At 38.4% G+C, this 16014-nt stretch carries 15 protein-coding genes and 1 pseudogene; 14 read left to right on the top strand and 2 right to left on the bottom strand.

Annotated features, from left to right (window positions below):
• Nucleotides 1–16: 16 nt before the first annotated feature.
• The 11 genes and pseudogenes from nrfD to MUW56_RS11125 all read left to right on the top strand — a co-directional run bounded on the left by nrfD (nt 17) and on the right by MUW56_RS11125 (nt 11596).
• Nucleotides 17–1414: an NrfD/PsrC family molybdoenzyme membrane anchor subunit gene (gene nrfD / locus MUW56_RS11175; RefSeq protein ID WP_002982402.1), complete on the top strand. Its 1398-nt coding sequence runs from the start codon at nt 17–19 to the stop codon at nt 1412–1414.
• Nucleotides 1401–1922 (top strand): DUF3341 domain-containing protein, encoded by a 522-nt coding sequence (locus MUW56_RS11170; protein WP_236856858.1) that lies wholly within the window; start codon nt 1401–1403, stop codon nt 1920–1922. Before nrfD ends, MUW56_RS11170 begins: the two co-directional genes overlap by 14 nt.
• A complete protein-coding gene (locus tag MUW56_RS11165; protein ID WP_292013269.1) occupies nt 1915–2610 on the top strand; it encodes a c-type cytochrome in 696 nt (231 codons plus the stop codon). Before MUW56_RS11170 ends, MUW56_RS11165 begins: the two co-directional genes overlap by 8 nt.
• Before the next feature lie 8 nt (nt 2611–2618).
• Complete coding sequence (locus MUW56_RS11160) at nt 2619–3950, top strand: quinol:cytochrome C oxidoreductase (protein ID WP_292013268.1); 1332 nt, start codon at nt 2619–2621, stop codon at nt 3948–3950.
• Between the two features lie 134 nt (nt 3951–4084).
• Nucleotides 4085–5101, top strand: a complete 1017-nt coding sequence (locus tag MUW56_RS11155; RefSeq protein ID WP_292013267.1) for a hypothetical protein — start codon at nt 4085–4087, stop codon at nt 5099–5101.
• A 50-nt stretch (nt 5102–5151) separates the two neighbouring features.
• On the top strand, nt 5152–6354 hold the full coding sequence (locus MUW56_RS11150; protein WP_292013266.1) for a hypothetical protein: 1203 nt from the start codon (nt 5152–5154) through the stop codon (nt 6352–6354).
• Nucleotides 6355–6891 carry an adenine phosphoribosyltransferase gene (locus tag MUW56_RS11145; RefSeq protein WP_292013265.1) on the top strand — a complete coding sequence of 179 codons (537 nt, stop codon included), beginning with the start codon at nt 6355–6357 and terminating at the stop codon, nt 6889–6891.
• Between the two features lie 183 nt (nt 6892–7074).
• Nucleotides 7075–7782: a tetratricopeptide repeat protein gene (locus MUW56_RS11140; protein WP_292013264.1), complete on the top strand. Its 708-nt coding sequence runs from the start codon at nt 7075–7077 to the stop codon at nt 7780–7782.
• Between the two features lie 3 nt (nt 7783–7785).
• Nucleotides 7786–8304 (top strand): 6,7-dimethyl-8-ribityllumazine synthase, encoded by a 519-nt coding sequence (ribH, locus tag MUW56_RS11135; RefSeq protein ID WP_292013263.1) that lies wholly within the window; start codon nt 7786–7788, stop codon nt 8302–8304.
• Nucleotides 8305–8577: 273 nt separating this feature from the next.
• Nucleotides 8578–10655: pseudogene (locus MUW56_RS11130) on the top strand (LTA synthase family protein).
• A 77-nt stretch (nt 10656–10732) separates the two neighbouring features.
• Nucleotides 10733–11596 (top strand): neutral zinc metallopeptidase, encoded by an 864-nt coding sequence (locus tag MUW56_RS11125; protein WP_292013262.1) that lies wholly within the window; start codon nt 10733–10735, stop codon nt 11594–11596.
• 54 nt (nt 11597–11650) lie between these two features.
• Here MUW56_RS11125 and MUW56_RS11120 read toward each other — a convergent pair whose 3' ends face one another.
• Both MUW56_RS11120 and MUW56_RS11115 read right to left on the bottom strand, forming a co-directional pair.
• A complete protein-coding gene (locus MUW56_RS11120) occupies nt 11651–12508 on the bottom strand; it encodes a GLPGLI family protein (RefSeq protein ID WP_292013261.1) in 858 nt (285 codons plus the stop codon).
• 8 nt (nt 12509–12516) lie between these two features.
• The gene (locus MUW56_RS11115) at nt 12517–13425 is read right to left on the bottom strand and encodes a GLPGLI family protein (protein WP_292013260.1); all 909 of its coding nucleotides are present in this window, start codon (nt 13423–13425) and stop codon (nt 12517–12519) included.
• A 214-nt stretch (nt 13426–13639) separates the two neighbouring features.
• Here MUW56_RS11115 and MUW56_RS11110 point away from each other — a divergent pair, with 214 nt between their 5' ends.
• From MUW56_RS11110 to MUW56_RS11100, 3 genes are all read left to right on the top strand, one after another.
• Complete coding sequence (locus MUW56_RS11110; RefSeq protein WP_292013259.1) at nt 13640–13969, top strand: iron-sulfur cluster assembly accessory protein; 330 nt, start codon at nt 13640–13642, stop codon at nt 13967–13969.
• A gap of 83 nt (nt 13970–14052) precedes the next feature.
• Nucleotides 14053–15501 (top strand): Fe-S cluster assembly protein SufB, encoded by a 1449-nt coding sequence (sufB, locus tag MUW56_RS11105; RefSeq protein ID WP_292013258.1) that lies wholly within the window; start codon nt 14053–14055, stop codon nt 15499–15501.
• A 6-nt stretch (nt 15502–15507) separates the two neighbouring features.
• On the top strand, nt 15508–16014 hold the full coding sequence (locus MUW56_RS11100) for a GNAT family N-acetyltransferase (protein ID WP_292013257.1): 507 nt from the start codon (nt 15508–15510) through the stop codon (nt 16012–16014).

Here is a 16014-nt window from a genome sequence, read left to right as displayed (position 1 = left end):
AATAAATAGGTAAAAAATGTCAGGACATTACGAAGCTCCGATAAGGGAACCTCTAATTATTGGTCACAAAACTTATCACGATATTACAGAAGATATCGCACGACCTATCGAAGAAAGAGCAGGTAAATTATGGTGGATCTCATTATATGCTGCACTCGTTCTATTCCTCTATGGATTCGGCTGTATCGCTTACACTATCGGGACAGGTATTGGAGCATGGGGGCTTAACAGAACTATTAACTGGGGTTGGGATATTACCAACTTCGTATGGTGGGTAGGTATCGGTCACGCCGGAACCCTAATCTCAGCAGTATTATTATTATTTAGACAGAGATGGAGAATGTCTGTAAACAGATCTGCAGAGGCGATGACGATCTTTGCGGTAGTACAGGCAGCGATCTTCCCTGTAATTCACATGGGTAGAGTTTGGGTTGGATACTGGGTATTCCCTTTACCAAACCAATTCGGTTCTCTTTGGGGGAACTTCAACTCTCCTCTACTTTGGGACGTATTTGCGATCTCTACGTATTTCTCGGTATCAACTGTATTCTGGTTCATGGGACTAATCCCTGACTTTGCAATGATCAGAGACAGAGCTAAGACGCCTTGGACGAAGAAAATTTATACTTTCCTTGCATTCGGTTGGGGTGGTAAAGCAAAACACTGGCAAAGATTTGAAGAACTTTCTTTGGTTCTTGCAGGGTTAGCAACTCCACTAGTATTCTCAGTACACACGACCGTATCTTTTGACTTCGCAACTTCGGTAATTAAAGGATGGCACTCAACAATCTACCCTCCTTACTTCGTTGCTGGTGCGATTTTCTCAGGATTTGCAATGGTACAGACTCTATTGTTGGTTGCTAGAAAAGTATGTCACCTAGAAGAGTATATTACAATGTATCATATCGAAATCATGAACATCGTAATCATCTTAACAGGAGGTATGGTAACGGTAGCTTATGCTACTGAATACTTCATCGGATGGTACTCAGGTTCAAGATTTGAAGATTTCACATACCTTTCTCCAGGTGCTGCAGTAGGTCCTTACTGGTGGGCTTTCTGGTCATTGATCATCTGTAACCTTGTTGTTCCGGCTTCATTCTGGTTCAAGAGACTAAGAACAAACATCATCTGGACGTTCATCGTTGCATTGATCATCAACATCGGTATGTGGTTTGAGCGTTTTGATATCATCGTTATCAACCTTTCCAGAGACTACTTACCAGGATCATGGACCATGTTTAAGCCAACGATCATTGATGTGGGGGTATACTTAGGAACAATCGGATTCTTCTCTGTATTATTCTTATTATACGCAAGAACATTCCCTGTCATTGCACAGGCTGAATTAAAATCGATTTTGAAAATCTCAGGTGAAACTTATAAAGCAAAAGAAGGAGATGAGCACCACTAAAATTGTATACGGACTTTATGCTGACGACGACGATTTAATGAACGGCGTTAAAGCATTCAACGATAAAGGAATCAAAATAAACGAAGTATATACTCCGTTTCCGGTTCACGGACTAGATAAGGCTTTAGGATTAAAGAAAACAAGAATCTCTGATGCTGCTTTTCTCTATGCCCTTTATGGTGTTACTATCGGTGCTACTTTAACCTGGTATGTAATGAACCATGACTGGCCTCAGAACATCGGTGGTAAACCGGCTTTTGACTGGGGACACAACATGCCCGCATTCGTCGTTCCAATGTTCGAATTAATGGTATTCTGTGCCGCTCACATGATGTCTTTAACCTTTTTGGTTAGAAACAAAATGTATCCGGGAGCTCCGGCTCAGAACCCTGATCCAAGAACGACTGATGATAAATTCATGATGGAATTTGTAACTGAAGATGTAGAATCTGTAAAGCAGTTACTTATTGAAACTGGAGTTGAAGAAATAACTGTTAAAGATGCTTAAAATGAAAAAGAATGTATTAAAAATTACAGCAGTTTTAGGTTTAACAACAGTTTTACTTAACTCTTGCGGACCAAAAGAAAATACTCCGTTGGTCTACTTCCCGGATATGTATTTTCCGGTAGCTTACGATCCATTGATGAAAGCTCAGGATGCTTATTCAGATCATGAAAATGAAATCCCGGCTTTCGTTAAAAATAATGGAGCAACAGGTCTTTCTCCGGTAGAAGGATCAGTTCCTCAGAATAAAGACGGAGTTTTTGAAGAAAGCTTACTGCCTAAGAATGTTGACGAGTACAACGCAGGGTATGATGCTTCTAAAAAACTGACAGCATCTCCTCTAAACCCGGCTAATGCAGCTAAGGATATTGAAAGAGGAAAAATATTGTTTGATCACACTTGTGCGGCATGTCACGGAACAGGAGGTGATGGACAAGGACCTATTGTACAAAGTGGAGCATTCTCTGGAGTACCAAACTATGCTGACAGAGAGCTTACTGTAGGATCTGTTCATTATGTATTAACAAACGGTAGAAATGCAATGGGGTCTTATGCGGGACAATTAAACGCAGGAGACAGATGGAGAGTGGCAATGTATGTGATGAGTGCTTTCAAAAAAGGAGCAGCAGCACCGGCAGCCGCTACAGCGGCAGCGCCAGCAACTGAAACGACTACCGAAACTAAAAAATAAGAAAAGAAATGTATAGTTTTTCACCAAAATTAAAATCAACTTCTATAATACTTCTTGTTGTAGGTTTAGTTCTGTTTGGTATTGGTTTCTTTATGAATAAAGGACTTTCTACTGAGAAAATAGAACACATGATGGAAGCTGTTCATGCTTCTGGTCATACTGCTCCTACACACTCAAGTGAAATGGTTGGACCACAGGACCACGCTGCTCACTTAGAGCATGCTGAACTTCAGGTTCACAACCAGCCTTTAGCATCATTACACTTTGTAGCGGTCTTTTTCTTTGGAGTAAGTTGTGCTGTACTGTTTTTCTACTGTATTCAGCACGCAGCTCACGCAGGATGGCCAATTATTATTACAAGAGTAATGGAGGCTATTGCTTCTTATATTCCTTACGGAGGGGCAATATTGGTTATCATGATGATATTAAATATCACTCACAACGGCCATTTATTCCACTGGATGGATCCAGAGTTAACGAACCCGGATTCGCCTCATTTTGATGTGATCCTATTCGAAAAGAAGAAATTCTTAAACATCCCTTTCTATGCGATCAGAACGATCATTTATGTAGTAGGTGCTTCTTTCTTTGCATGGAAACTAAAATCTCAGTCTAAAAAAGTAGATGAAACGAAATCTAAAGTAGAGTATCAGATGCTTTACAGATGGGCAGTAGGATATATCGCATTCTTCGGATTTGCTTCTGCAGCTTGGGCTTGGGACTGGTTGATGTCTATTGACCCTCACTGGTATTCTACAATGTATATCTGGTATTCAATGGTTAGCTGCCTATCAAGTGGTATTGCTGTAATCATTCTATTAAGTGTTTATCTTAAGAAAAATGGTTTCTTACCACAGTTCAATGACAACCACTTACACGATTTAGGGGTATTCCTATTCGCTACAAGTATGCTTTGGACTTATACATGGTTCGCTCAGTTCATGCTTTACTGGTATGCAAACGTTCCGGAAGAGGTAAATTACTTCTTTGGAAGATTCCAACACTACTCACCTACTTTCTTACCAATGTTGATCGTGAACTTCTTATTACCATTATTGGTATTAGTAAGCAGCAGCATCAAGAGAAATTATAAAGTAGTAACAACAATGGCAGTTGTGGTTATTTTAGGACACATCTTAGATTACTTCAACATGGTAATGCCTGGAACGGTAGGACCTTACTGGAAAACTCCGGAAGTATTCTTACTGGTAGTAGGAGCTATCCTATTCGTAGCCGGATTGTTTATGTTTACTGTACTTTCAGCTTTATCTAAACTGAAGTTGATTCCTACAGGAAACCCATTCTTACACGAATCTGAAATTTATGAGTATCCTTTCTAAAGGACTTGTAACAAAATAAAACCAAAAAAGACTGATTGTTAAACGATCAGTCTTTTTTTATGGACACCATTGAAGGATCTTTTCAATATTAGCCATCACTGAGAGGACTCATAATATCAAAACAAAAACCACTTATGAAAAAAATATACCTGCTTTACTTCATATTTATTTTGGCTGCCATTTCCATGAATGCACAAACCATCACTTTCATTTCTGAAAAAAGTAGTAAACCCCTGCCACGGGTTTCAGTATTTGGTAAAGACGGAAGCATATTGGCATACTCTGATATTGACGGAAAAATTGATAAACAGGCACTATCGCCTTCTCAGGAAAAGTTTCAGCTGGTCTATAATAATTTCCCGGTTTCTTCCCTCTCCTACTCAGATTTTGATCAACCTGTCATCAAAATCAATGACCAGGTAAAAGAAATAGAAACAGTAGTCATTAAAAACAGTAAACCGGCAAAATATATTTTGGTGAAAGGAAACTTTAACTCCTATGTTACTGTCAACAATCAACTTAATGGCTATGCTGACGGAATTGTTACTTATATTTTTGATCAGAAAACAAAGAAATTGAAAAGTACAAATGTAGAGCAGTACAGAATATACAGGATTACCGGCCCTAAGCAGGAGAAAAAGCAGACCGCCAGCTGGGATTACGGGAACTCACTGGATGTTCCAAAAATGAAAAAAGCAGGAAACCTGGATGAATATAAAAAGAAAGGCATCAGGATCAAAGAGCTTAAAAGCAATGATAAAGATGAAATAGAAATTACCGGAGAATATTTGCAGCAAAAAGAATTTGCTTTATTTGGATTCCGGTTCTTCGATCTGAGAGGAATCCAGAATCTTGCATTCGAAAAAGATTCAAAAAAGACACTCAAAGACCTGTTAGAATACAACGAAATCCTTTTCATTAAGCTGAAACATAAAAGTGAGGAACAGTATAACCAGGTGGTCTCTTACGAAAACTTTTATCCCACAGAAATCAGCTTCAGTGATGAAACTACTATTGAAAAAGTAAAGTTCAATGTAGAATACAGCCATTATAAATCCCCTTACTGGCAAGCACCTTCATTCCCCAATATGCAGACCATATTCAGTTCATTTTTCAGAGATAATCTGAAAGAAAAACAAAATAAAAAATAAAATCCACTATTAATAAAGGTTTTATTAAATTTGCAATAAACCAAACAAAAATGAAAAAGTTTTCTTTTCTACTTGTTTTCAGCTTGTTGCTTTTTACCGCATGCAAGAAAGATCATGTAGATGCTACGAATACTAAAACACTGCAGTCAAGTATCAATGATATGACTTCCAGCTTATCAACCATTAAACAGATTAAGTTTAATGAAGCTCTTTATATCCTTAAAACATTCGGTGTAGAAGCAGATGGTGATGTAAATGAGCTTAAAGCCCTGGGAAAACTGATCGACGGTAAGAAAGTACCGGAAATCCTGGCCCTGGCTGACCAGGTTGCACAGAAGAACGGAATAGAATGGGCAAGTACTGCTCCTCCATCTCTTGGAGAAATGAATATCTTCGGAGATGATAAAGCTAAAGAAAGCGATCCTAATGATGTAAAAGCAGGAGCATTAAGCATTGTCACAAGACCTACGGGAGACGATGGAACAGGAGCTCCTACTGCTATTCAGATCATTCCGAGACTTGTAGATGCTGCCGGAAATCCGGTATCATTCACAGGGGCAGGGCTGGAAGCAACATTAGAAGTTTTCAGCAACGGGGTGAGACTTTCTACCGCTAAAAATCTGATGCAGGATAATAATTTTAAAGGATTCAATTTAAAATTCTCTTCTATTCCTGCTGCAAAAGTGGTAGATAATAAAATTGACATCACGGTTTCAGTAAAAACCACGGCCAAAACTTTCAAAATGTCTAAAATCGGGCTTGATGTGAATGCCGCAGCTCTGAAAGTTCCTGTAGTCCCTAAAACGGATACTATTGCTGTAGATCAGCAGCCAAGTGCTGTGGTGGACCCGAACAACCCATCAGCGACTCCTTCAGCAAGTACTGATCCGGGTGCAGCGGCCCCTGCAACGCCAGCGGCTCCAAAGCAGCCTGCAGCAGACCCTAAGAATACGGTAAGTAAATTCTTAAACAGTGTAAGCGCTCAAAATCTGAAAGCAGCATATGATGTTTCCAACAATCCAAACTGGGGAAGCTATGAATCATTTTCTAATCCTACTTCAGGGTTTGGATCTGTGAAAAATGTAAGCGTAAAGAACATTACAACCAATGCAGCTAATCCTAACGGAGCTAGTGTAAACGCTACGTATGATGTCACTGATAAAAGCGGAAAAACAACATCCCTGAAAGTGACTTTCGGACTTAAAAATGTAAACGGAGACTGGAAAATTTCCAGCTATAAAATAAACCCATAAATGGCTTCAGCAGAACTGATCAAAAAACTAGAAAATACTATTGAAAATATCCCTGATTTTCCAATCCCGGGAATACAGTTCAAGGATATTTCACCCATTTTTTTAGACCCAAAACTTTATGAAGATGTCATTGCGGATCTTGCCGCCTTCAGTAAAGGAAAAGTAGATGCAGTCTGCGGAATTGAAAGCAGGGGCTACCTTTTCGGAATTGCCATTGCAGTAGCATTGGAGGTTCCGTTCATCTTAATCAGAAAAAAAGGGAAACTTCCACCTCCCATTGTTTCAGAAAAATACGACCTGGAATATGGAAGTGCTGAAATAGAAACCCGTGAAGGGCAGATCAAAAAAGGGCAGAGAATTCTGATCCATGATGATTTGCTTGCCACAGGAGGAACGACAGAAGCAGCAGCCAAATTGGTAGAAAAACAAGGGGCTATCGTTTCTCAATTCAGCTTTCTGATCGGTTTAAAAGGCCTGAACGGAGATGAAAAACTGAAAAAATTTGGGGCAGACGTATATCACATTTTAGAATATTAAAATTTAAATACACACAGGCTTCGGCTCCGCTCAGCAGGACAACCACCGGTATTAGAAATGTCACGCTGGGCGGAGTCGAAGCGTTTTTACTGCAAATTCACAATATTTACATAATAATACCTATAAAGTATTTTGTAAATCATTCAGAAACAATTAAATTTGCAATTCAATTTTTAAAAATTTATGGCAAAATTGGGAAAGAATGCTCAAAATGAGCAAGAAGGTAAAGAAACGGTTGAGTTCTTTAAAGACCTTGACAGAGAGGCTTTAAACACTGAAAGATTTCTTGAAAAATATTCAAAACCTTTAGGTATTGTATTTGGCGCTTTAGTTTTAGGGGTTTTAGGATTCTTCGCCTATAAGCAATTTGTAGTGGCACCTAAAAATGCTGAAGCTGTAAAGAGTTACCTTGCTGCTCAAAAAAATCTTGCCGAAGGTAAAGATAAAGAGGCTTTAGGGGGAAAATCTGCAGCAAATCCAGGTTTTGTAGGTACATACAACGATTATTCAGCGACAAGTGTAGGTCAGCTTTCTGCTTACAACGCCGGGTTATTAAAATTCAAAGAAGGAAAATTCCAGGAAGCATATGATCTTTTGGATAAATTCTCATCTGATAACAAAACGCTGATGGCAATGAAATACGGAGCTATGGCGGATGCTAAATCAGGACTTAATAAAAATGAAGAAGCTTTAGCTTTATTAGATAAAGCAGCTGCTGCTTCTGATGATCCTTATACAACTTACTTCTTTACAAGAAAGGCAGGTATCGTAGCTTTAGGATTAAAGAAAAATGCAGAAGCTAAAAAATACTTCTCGGCTATTGATGAGAAATATCAGGACTACGACAACGGAATGTCTGACTCTTATATTGAAATGACTAAATATTATTAAAAAATGGCAACAGTTAATCTTTCCGATTACAAGCCACTTCATATAACGAATGCCGAAGAATTTTCTATCGGCATTGTTTTTTCTGAGTGGAATGATTTTGTAACGTACAATCTTCGTGATGCAGCTTTGGAAATTCTTGAAAAAGAAGGCGTAAAACCTGAAAACATCAAACTTTTCCCGGTTCCTGGTGCTTTTGAACTGAACTATGCAAGTATGCAGCTTTGCAAAGAAAGAAAATATGATGCGGTAATCTCTATCGGATGCGTAATCCGCGGAGAAACCCCTCATTTTGATTATGTATGCTCCGCAGTCGCACAAGGAATCAAAGATTGTAACATCCTGACGGACACTCCTACGATCTTCTGTGTATTAACAGATGATACCCAGGAACAGTCTATTGCAAGAAGCGGTGGTGATCTGGGGAATAAAGGAGTTGAAGCCGCCGTAACCGCTTTAAGAATGATTGATTTCAAAAAGAAATTATCAGATAAAAAAGGAAATATCGGTTTCGGACACTCCTAATTAGCTAAATCTTAACAAAATACAGGAGACGGTCTCAAAAGTGAGACCGTCTCTTTTGGTTTTTAGCCATAAACACACTTATCAAAAGATTCGTGAATTCGTGGGGAAGTAAGGCTTCAATTTTAGAAATCATGAAATTCCGGCTCCGGCTTTTGAGGCAATTTATTTTTAAAAATCATAAATCTCATTAATAAACGGTATGTTTTTATTTTTTTCTGTTAAAAGTTGTACACAAAAACTATCTTTGTGAAAACTAATATAGACAGTACCTACATGTTTTTAAGAAAAATAAAACCATTCCTGTATCTAGGAGTTTTCTATCTTATTATTTCGTTGATAATAAGAACAGTATTCTTTTTCATCCAATAACAACAGCCAGTTTTGGATTTTTTGAAGTGATAAAAGTTCTGCTTGTAGGCCTTTTAAATGACATCTTTGTCTTTATACTGGCCAGCTCGCTACTTGCGCTTTACTTTTTATTCCTATCCAATTCAAAATACAAAAAGCCCTACGGCTATCTAATTTTTGGAGCTTTAGTCCTGTTTTTTCTGTATATCTGGCTTGTTCCCAACAATATTTTCAAACAGTACGGAGGCTCTGTTACAGAAGTAGCACTTGCATTCGTAGGAATAAAAACATTCTTCTTCGGATTAATGCTATTCCTTCCCACTCAAAGGATTAAAATCCGTAACGTATTGTATTTCATTACATTATTATTATATGTTCTTTCAATCATCTTCAATGGAGTGAGCGAATACTTCTTTTATAATGAATTTGGCGTGCGATACAATTTTATTGCGGTAGATTATCTGATCTATACGAATGAAGTCATCGGGAATATTATGGAAAGCTATCCGGTCATCCCATTGTTTTCTGCAATATTGATTGTTACCCTTTCTATTACATGGTTCATTTATAAGAAAACAAAAGATGAACTGCTGGAACTGCCTGATTTTAAGCAGAAAATGGTTTTGCTCGGATCATTTATGGTCCTTTGTGCGCTGAGTGCCCTGGCAATACCATCATTAATGCAGCTCAAATCAGATAATGTATTTGCTGATGAAATTCAAGCCAATGGTGTTCCAAAATTCTATTGGGCCTTTACCCACAATGAGCTTGATTATTTCCAGTTTTATTCCCAGATCAACCAACAGCAGGCTGAAAAGAATTTCCTGAGTCAGTATCCACAACAGACTTTGTCGAGAAACATTGTGGCTGAACAGCTTGAAGTAAAGAAAAATGTAGTTTTAATTTCCATTGAAAGTCTCTCTGCAGATTTTATGGAACATTATGGAAGCACTCAAAAAATAACGCCGTTCTTAGACAGCCTGGCTGAAAAGTCCTTAATGTTCACCAACCTGTATGCTACAGGGAACAGAACGGTTCGCGGCCTGGAAGCATTAACACTTTGTATTCCTCCTACGGCAGGAGAAAGTATCATTAAAAGGGACGATAATAAAAATAAATTCACCACAGGGAATGTTTTCAAATCCAAGGGCTATGATGTGAAATTCTTATACGGCGGATACAGCTATTTTGATAATATGCAGGACTTTTTTGGCGGAAACGGATATGGTATAGTAGACAGAAATAATTTTAAACCAGAGGAAATCACTTTTGCCAATGTATGGGGAGTCGCTGATGAAGATATGGCCAGAAAAGCAATTCAGGTAATGAATGCTGAGGCCGAATCAGGGAAGCCGTTTTTCAACCATTGGATGACTGTTTCCAATCACAGGCCGTTCACTTATCCGGACGGAAGAATTGATATTCCGGGAACAGCCAAATCCCGTGAAGGAGGTGTAAAATATACAGACTACTCTCTGAAACTGTTCTTTGATATGGCTAAAAAACAGGATTGGTATAAAAATACAGTGTTCGTCATCATTGCAGACCACTGTGCGTCCAGCGCCGGAAAAACAGAACTGCCGATGGATAAATACAGAATTCCCGCTCTGATCTTTTCAGAAGGATTTGTTCAGCCTCAGAAGTTTGATGCACTGATGTCTCAGATCGATGTAATGCCAACGGTTTTTGGGCTGCTCAATTTCAGCTATCAATCAAAATTCTTGGGTCAGGATGTTTTCAAAAAAGAATTCCAGCCTAAAGCTTATGTGGCCACTTATCAGGATTTAGGATTTATAAAAGACGGGCGTTTGACGGTAATTTCTCCGGTTAAAAAAGTAAAACAATATTCTTTAACCCTTGAAAAAAGTGATTTGGCTCCTGAATTCAAGCTTTATTATGATGAGAAATTATTAAAGAATACCGATCAGAAACTGATAGATGAAACCATATCAGCATATCAGTCGACCTCTTATTGGCTGAAAGCAAAGCAGCTGAACAGATAAAGCGTCATATATTTTTAAAATATAGATTGGTATGGTTTTCACTTAAAATATTTAAATTTACTTATAAAAATATTGATATGAAATGGACAGACGACAGAGGCGGAAACGTTGATGACCGCCGTGGTTCCGGAGGAGGCGGAGGCGGTATGATCGTGGGCGGCGGACTCGGAACTTTAATTATAGCCGCTATTGTATTCTTTTTGGGAGGTGACCCGTCCGGTATATTGAATTCCGGAAGCATACAGTCCTCCGGAAACTCCGGGGAAAGAAGGGAACTTACGGTAGAAGAGAAAAAAATCGGGGAAATGGTAGACATGATGGCCAGATGGAATACACAAACCTGGGACCAGGTCTTTAAGGAAAATGGCATGACCTATACCGAACCGGCAGTAGTTCTTTTTGAAAATACAACAACATCCGAATGTGGCGTTGCCCAATCGGCAATGGGACCTTTCTATTGTCCTGCCGATCAGAAAGTCTATATGGATATGAGCTTCTTTAATGAATTGCAGCAACGATTTGGCGCGAAAGTAACAGAGTTTACGGTCGCTTACGTTCTTGCTCATGAGGTGGGGCACCATGTACAGACTCTTTTGGGCACCACACAAAAAGTGGATGCCCTCAGAAGGAGCGGAAGATATTCGGAAGCAGAGCTGAACAGAGTATCGGTGGCTACCGAATTACAGGCCGATTTTTATGCCGGAGTTTGGGCTAAAAGAACCGACGACTCCAAACATATTCTGGAACCCGGAGACATTCAGTCTGCTATAGATGCTGCCCAAGCTGTAGGAGATGATAATATCCAAAAAAGGGCTCAGGGATATGTCAACCAGGAAAGCTTTACCCATGGAACATCCGCACAACGTAAAGAATGGTTTATGAAAGGCTACAATTCCGGAGATATCAGACAAGGAGACACCTTCAACCAGCTTTTAAAATAACAGGAATATCATACACAATAAAACCCTGGAGAAAATTTCTCCAGGGTTCTTCGTTTATTGCAGTTCGATTGGATTACTGTTTTTCTTCGCTTCTTCTTTCACCCTCTCTTCCATTCTCTTTTTCATATCGGCAGGATTTTGATTTCCTCCCCCGCCCGGACCTCTTCCCCCGCCCATTCTCATGGTAGTAGAAAATCCACCTTGTCCTCCACTTTGGTTCATGAATGACATTGGATCAGCTTTGAACTTTTGCTGCTGTTTTACATAATCAGCTCTTTTTACTTTTATGGTATTTCCAAACTGGTTCAGAGCAGGAAATTCAGCGATTTTATAGTTCTTCATCAAATCAAAAGAATAATCTCCTTTCTCATCTTCAATTTTTACGATCAGCCCCGGAAGTCCCCCGAACTTATAAGGCCCATCCTGATAAGGAAGGTCTGTAGTGAACCAGGCGGTCCATTTTCTTCCTCCAAAATCCGTTTCCGCCTTTTGAACCTTATATTCCCCTATTTTTCTTGTTTCAGAGGAGATTTTCCAATTCAGCGGCCTGTCTTCCTCATAAGAATACATATCTCTTCCAATACGGTCTTTGAAATAGGTTTTCTGGTTGATCTTATCTTTTTCTACGGAATAATTGATATTTGTTCTCAGGTTTTCCATCTGGTCCCGATTGATACTTCCTCTTCCACCCCCACCTTGAAAGGCTTTCTGCATAATGGAATCTCTTTTGATCCTGTTTTCAGAATAAAATACTGATTTCTCAGGAGAAATATCTAAATAGGCATTTTCGGTCTTAGTATCGGTTTTATTCTCCGCATCAGGTTTCATGGTCACCTGATATACAAACCGGTTGGTTTGTGCGGAAATCTGCTGTATAAAAAGCGCCAGAGCAATAATTCCTAACTTTTTCATTTATATTTTTATTTTAATTCAATTGGATTTTCACTGATGCTATTATTAAAACGAAGGTTTTCTATATTGGCGGTCTGTGTAGGAAAGCCATTACCCTCACCGCCCATTCCTCTGTGCATACCGCCTCCTCCCATTCCGCCTCCGTGTCTTCCGCCGCCAAAGTTCATATTTCCTCCTCCGCTGCTTCCCGTCAGGCTTCCTCTGTTTTTATTAAATTCCAGATCAAGGGCTGCTTTATCCCCATGAAAATTAATTCTTGTACTTTGTTTTGCATCAGCACTTATAGGTTCTTCAAAAGCATTATTAACAATGATTTTTTTAACAAGATCAAATTTGTAATCTCCTTTATCATCCTCCAGTTTGACAATCAGCCCCGGCAGTCCCGAAAATTTATAGGGACCGTCAGAAATAGCAATTTCTTTTGTAAACCAGGCGGTCCAAACTCTTCCTCCAAAGCTGGCAACCGCCTTTTGAGCAGAATATCCGTTTTGTTTCTCTATTGAATGGGTAATTTCCCACTTCAAAGGCCGGTCTTCCTGGTAATAAATTGGCTTCCCCGCAACCTTATCATAAAAATAAACCTTCTGTTCCTGAATATTCTTGGTGATAAAGTAGTCAAAAAAAGTAGGCTCAATATGTTTTCTCCCTTCCTGTTTTGAAAAGTTTTTTTCTTCTTTTTTATTATTTTCTTTTACTTCTGATTTAAAGGAAGCAAAAAGAGAATCTCTTTTCATTTTATTTTCACTGATAAATACAGAACGGTTTCCTTTAATATCTAAAAACGTCCTTTCTGTTTTCATACTTACCAGATTGATGGAATCCGGATTTACAGAGGTTTCATAGATATATCTGGAAGTCTGTCCGTAAGATACAGCGGCTAAAAACATTACAAAAAAACCAAGTATTTTTTGTCTCATTGTCAATTTAATTTATAGATTACAAATACAATTCAAGGTTAAACATAAAAACACAATCCTACTATGAATGGAAGAAAATTTATACAATTTTAACATTAGCTTCACTTTAAAAACCCTGTATTGAGATCAGAATCATTAAAATAGATATCTTCGATTTGAGATTGCGGAAATTAGTTTGTATTTTTGCCTAATTAAATCATTCTAAATAAATACAATGATAAAAGTATCAGATCACGCAAAGGAAAAAGCCATCCAACTGATGACAGAAGATGGTTTTAACCCTTTTGAAGATTATATAAGAGTTGGAGTTAAAAGCGGCGGATGCTCTGGTTTAGAGTATGTTTTGAAGTTCGACAACCAAAAAACAGACACAGATCAGGTTTTTGAGGACAATAATATTAAAATTGTTATCGATAAAAAATCCATCCTGTATTTAGCAGGAACAACTCTTGAATATTCAGGGGGATTGAACGGAAAAGGGTTTGTTTTCAACAACCCGAACGCATCCAGAACATGTGGATGTGGAGAATCATTTAGTCTTTAGAGAAAAGACATAAGATACTAGGCTCCAGATCTCAGGCTTATTTCTGACATCTGAAATCTAAATCTGAAATCTAAAAAATAGTAATGAGTAAATATACTGAAGACGATTTAAGAGTCGATCTAGAAAATAAAAAATATGAATTCGGTTGGGAAACCAAAATTGATTATGAAGATTTCCCGACGGGTTTAAATGAGGACATCATCCGCGCTATTTCTGCAAAAAAGGAAGAGCCTGAATGGATGACTGAATGGCGTTTGGAATCTTTTAAAATCTGGCTAAAAATGGTGGAACCTAACTGGGCCAACATCAAATATGAAAAACCAGATTTTCAAGCTATCCGTTACTATGCTGCTCCAAAGGCAAAACCTGAACTGGAAAGTCTTGATCAGGTGGATCCGGAATTATTGAAAACCTTTGAAAAGCTAGGGATTAATATCGAAGAGCAAAAAAGGCTTTCAGGAGTTGCTGTAGATATTGTAATAGACTCAGTCTCTGTGAAAACCACTTTCCAGGATACATTGGCAGAAAAAGGAATTATTTTCTGTTCTATTTCTGAGGCGATTAAAAATCACCCGGACCTGGTAAGAAAATATCTTGGAAAAGTAGTTCCGAGAGGAGATAACTTTTATGCAGCATTGAATTCCGCAGTATTCTCTGACGGAAGTTTCTGCTATATTCCCAAGGGAGTAAGATGTCCAATGGAGCTTTCTACGTATTTCCGTATCAACCAGGCAGGAACAGGACAGTTTGAAAGAACTCTTGTTATTGCCGATGAAGGAAGTTATGTATCTTATCTTGAGGGATGTACAGCACCTTCAAGAGATGAAAACCAGCTTCACGCTGCAGTAGTGGAACTGATTGCATTAGACCATGCAGAAATTAAATATTCAACCGTTCAAAACTGGTATCCCGGTAATGAAGAAGGAAAAGGAGGGGTTTTCAATTTTGTAACCAAAAGAGGTCTTTGCGAGAAAAACGCAAAAATTTCCTGGACACAGGTTGAAACAGGATCTGCGGTAACGTGGAAATATCCTTCCTGTATTTTGAAAGGTGACGGAGCCATCGGAGAATTCTACTCTATCGCGGTTACCAATAATCACCAGTATGCAGATACCGGTACAAAAATGATCCACATTGGCAAGAATACCAAGTCAACGATTATTTCAAAAGGTATTTCAGCAGGAAAATCTCAAAATTCTTACAGAGGATTAGTAAAAGTAATGCCTTCTGCAAAAGGAGCCAGAAACTTCTCCCAGTGTGACTCTCTTTTGATGGGTAATGAATGTGGAGCTCATACTTTCCCTTATATTGAAATTAAAGATCCTACGGCACAGTTAGAGCACGAGGCCACCACTTCAAAAATCGGTGAAGATCAGATTTTCTACTGTAACCAGAGAGGTATTGATACTGAAAGAGCAATTGCTCTGATTGTGAATGGTTTCAGTAAAGAAGTTTTGAACAAGCTTCCAATGGAATTTGCTATTGAAGCACAAAAACTATTGGAAATTTCATTAGAAGGTTCAGTAGGATAAGAAAATATGATAGCTACAGAAAGATTAATTTTAAGAAAACCTACAAAAGAAGATTTTGAAAGATTCTTTGAAATTAATCATGATCCTCAAACCAATATTCATAATCCAAGCGGACCAATGAGTTTTGAAAAAGCAGAAAGCACATTTACAAGAATGCTTGATCATTGGGAAAAATATAGTTTTGGAGGCTGGGTGATTGTTGAAAAGGATGATCCAGAAAATATAATAGGTTTTGGAGGACTGAGCTATAAACTCTACGGAGAAGAAGAAAAATTGAATTTAGGCTATCGTTTTGCTTCCGAGGCATGGGGGAAAGGATACGCCACAGAATTCACAAGGAAAGCTATAGATTTTGGGTTAAACGAAGACAATAAAGAAGAAATATTCGCCATTGTCCGTCCCAGTAATATAGCTTCTGTTAAAGTATTGGAAAAGGCAGGTATGATACAAATTGGGACGCTGAATGATGTCCCTGGTCAACCTGAAAGTTTAGTATATAAAATTCAAAAATAA

Origin of the sequence: Chryseobacterium sp. (genome assembly GCF_022869225.1) — a bacterium.
In the GTDB taxonomy this organism is placed as follows: Bacteria; Bacteroidota; Bacteroidia; order Flavobacteriales; family Weeksellaceae; genus Chryseobacterium.
The sequence above is the reverse complement of the archived record's forward strand: the minus strand, read 5'-3'. Positions and strand labels throughout refer to the sequence as shown.

What these genes read in the sequence shown, in the direction of transcription:
- MUW56_RS11165 (WP_292013269.1), top strand. Translation starts at nt 1,915, where the DNA reads ATGCTTAAAATGAAAAAGAATGTATTAAAAATTACAGCAGTTTTAGGT.
- ribH (WP_292013263.1), top strand. Translation starts at nt 7,786, where the DNA reads ATGGCAACAGTTAATCTTTCCGATTACAAGCCACTTCATATAACGAAT.
- MUW56_RS11170 (WP_236856858.1), top strand. Translation starts at nt 1,401, where the DNA reads ATGAGCACCACTAAAATTGTATACGGACTTTATGCTGACGACGACGAT.
- MUW56_RS11140 (WP_292013264.1), top strand. Translation starts at nt 7,075, where the DNA reads ATGGCAAAATTGGGAAAGAATGCTCAAAATGAGCAAGAAGGTAAAGAA.
- MUW56_RS11160 (WP_292013268.1), top strand. Translation starts at nt 2,619, where the DNA reads ATGTATAGTTTTTCACCAAAATTAAAATCAACTTCTATAATACTTCTT.
- sufB (WP_292013258.1), top strand. Translation starts at nt 14,053, where the DNA reads ATGAGTAAATATACTGAAGACGATTTAAGAGTCGATCTAGAAAATAAA.
- MUW56_RS11110 (WP_292013259.1), top strand. Translation starts at nt 13,640, where the DNA reads ATGATAAAAGTATCAGATCACGCAAAGGAAAAAGCCATCCAACTGATG.
- MUW56_RS11125 (WP_292013262.1), top strand. Translation starts at nt 10,733, where the DNA reads ATGAAATGGACAGACGACAGAGGCGGAAACGTTGATGACCGCCGTGGT.
- MUW56_RS11115 (WP_292013260.1), bottom strand. Translation starts at nt 13,425, where the DNA reads ATGAGACAAAAAATACTTGGTTTTTTTGTAATGTTTTTAGCCGCTGTA.
- MUW56_RS11120 (WP_292013261.1), bottom strand. Translation starts at nt 12,508, where the DNA reads ATGAAAAAGTTAGGAATTATTGCTCTGGCGCTTTTTATACAGCAGATT.
- MUW56_RS11145 (WP_292013265.1), top strand. Translation starts at nt 6,355, where the DNA reads ATGGCTTCAGCAGAACTGATCAAAAAACTAGAAAATACTATTGAAAAT.
- MUW56_RS11150 (WP_292013266.1), top strand. Translation starts at nt 5,152, where the DNA reads ATGAAAAAGTTTTCTTTTCTACTTGTTTTCAGCTTGTTGCTTTTTACC.
- MUW56_RS11155 (WP_292013267.1), top strand. Translation starts at nt 4,085, where the DNA reads ATGAAAAAAATATACCTGCTTTACTTCATATTTATTTTGGCTGCCATT.
- MUW56_RS11100 (WP_292013257.1), top strand. Translation starts at nt 15,508, where the DNA reads ATGATAGCTACAGAAAGATTAATTTTAAGAAAACCTACAAAAGAAGAT.
- nrfD (WP_002982402.1), top strand. Translation starts at nt 17, where the DNA reads ATGTCAGGACATTACGAAGCTCCGATAAGGGAACCTCTAATTATTGGT.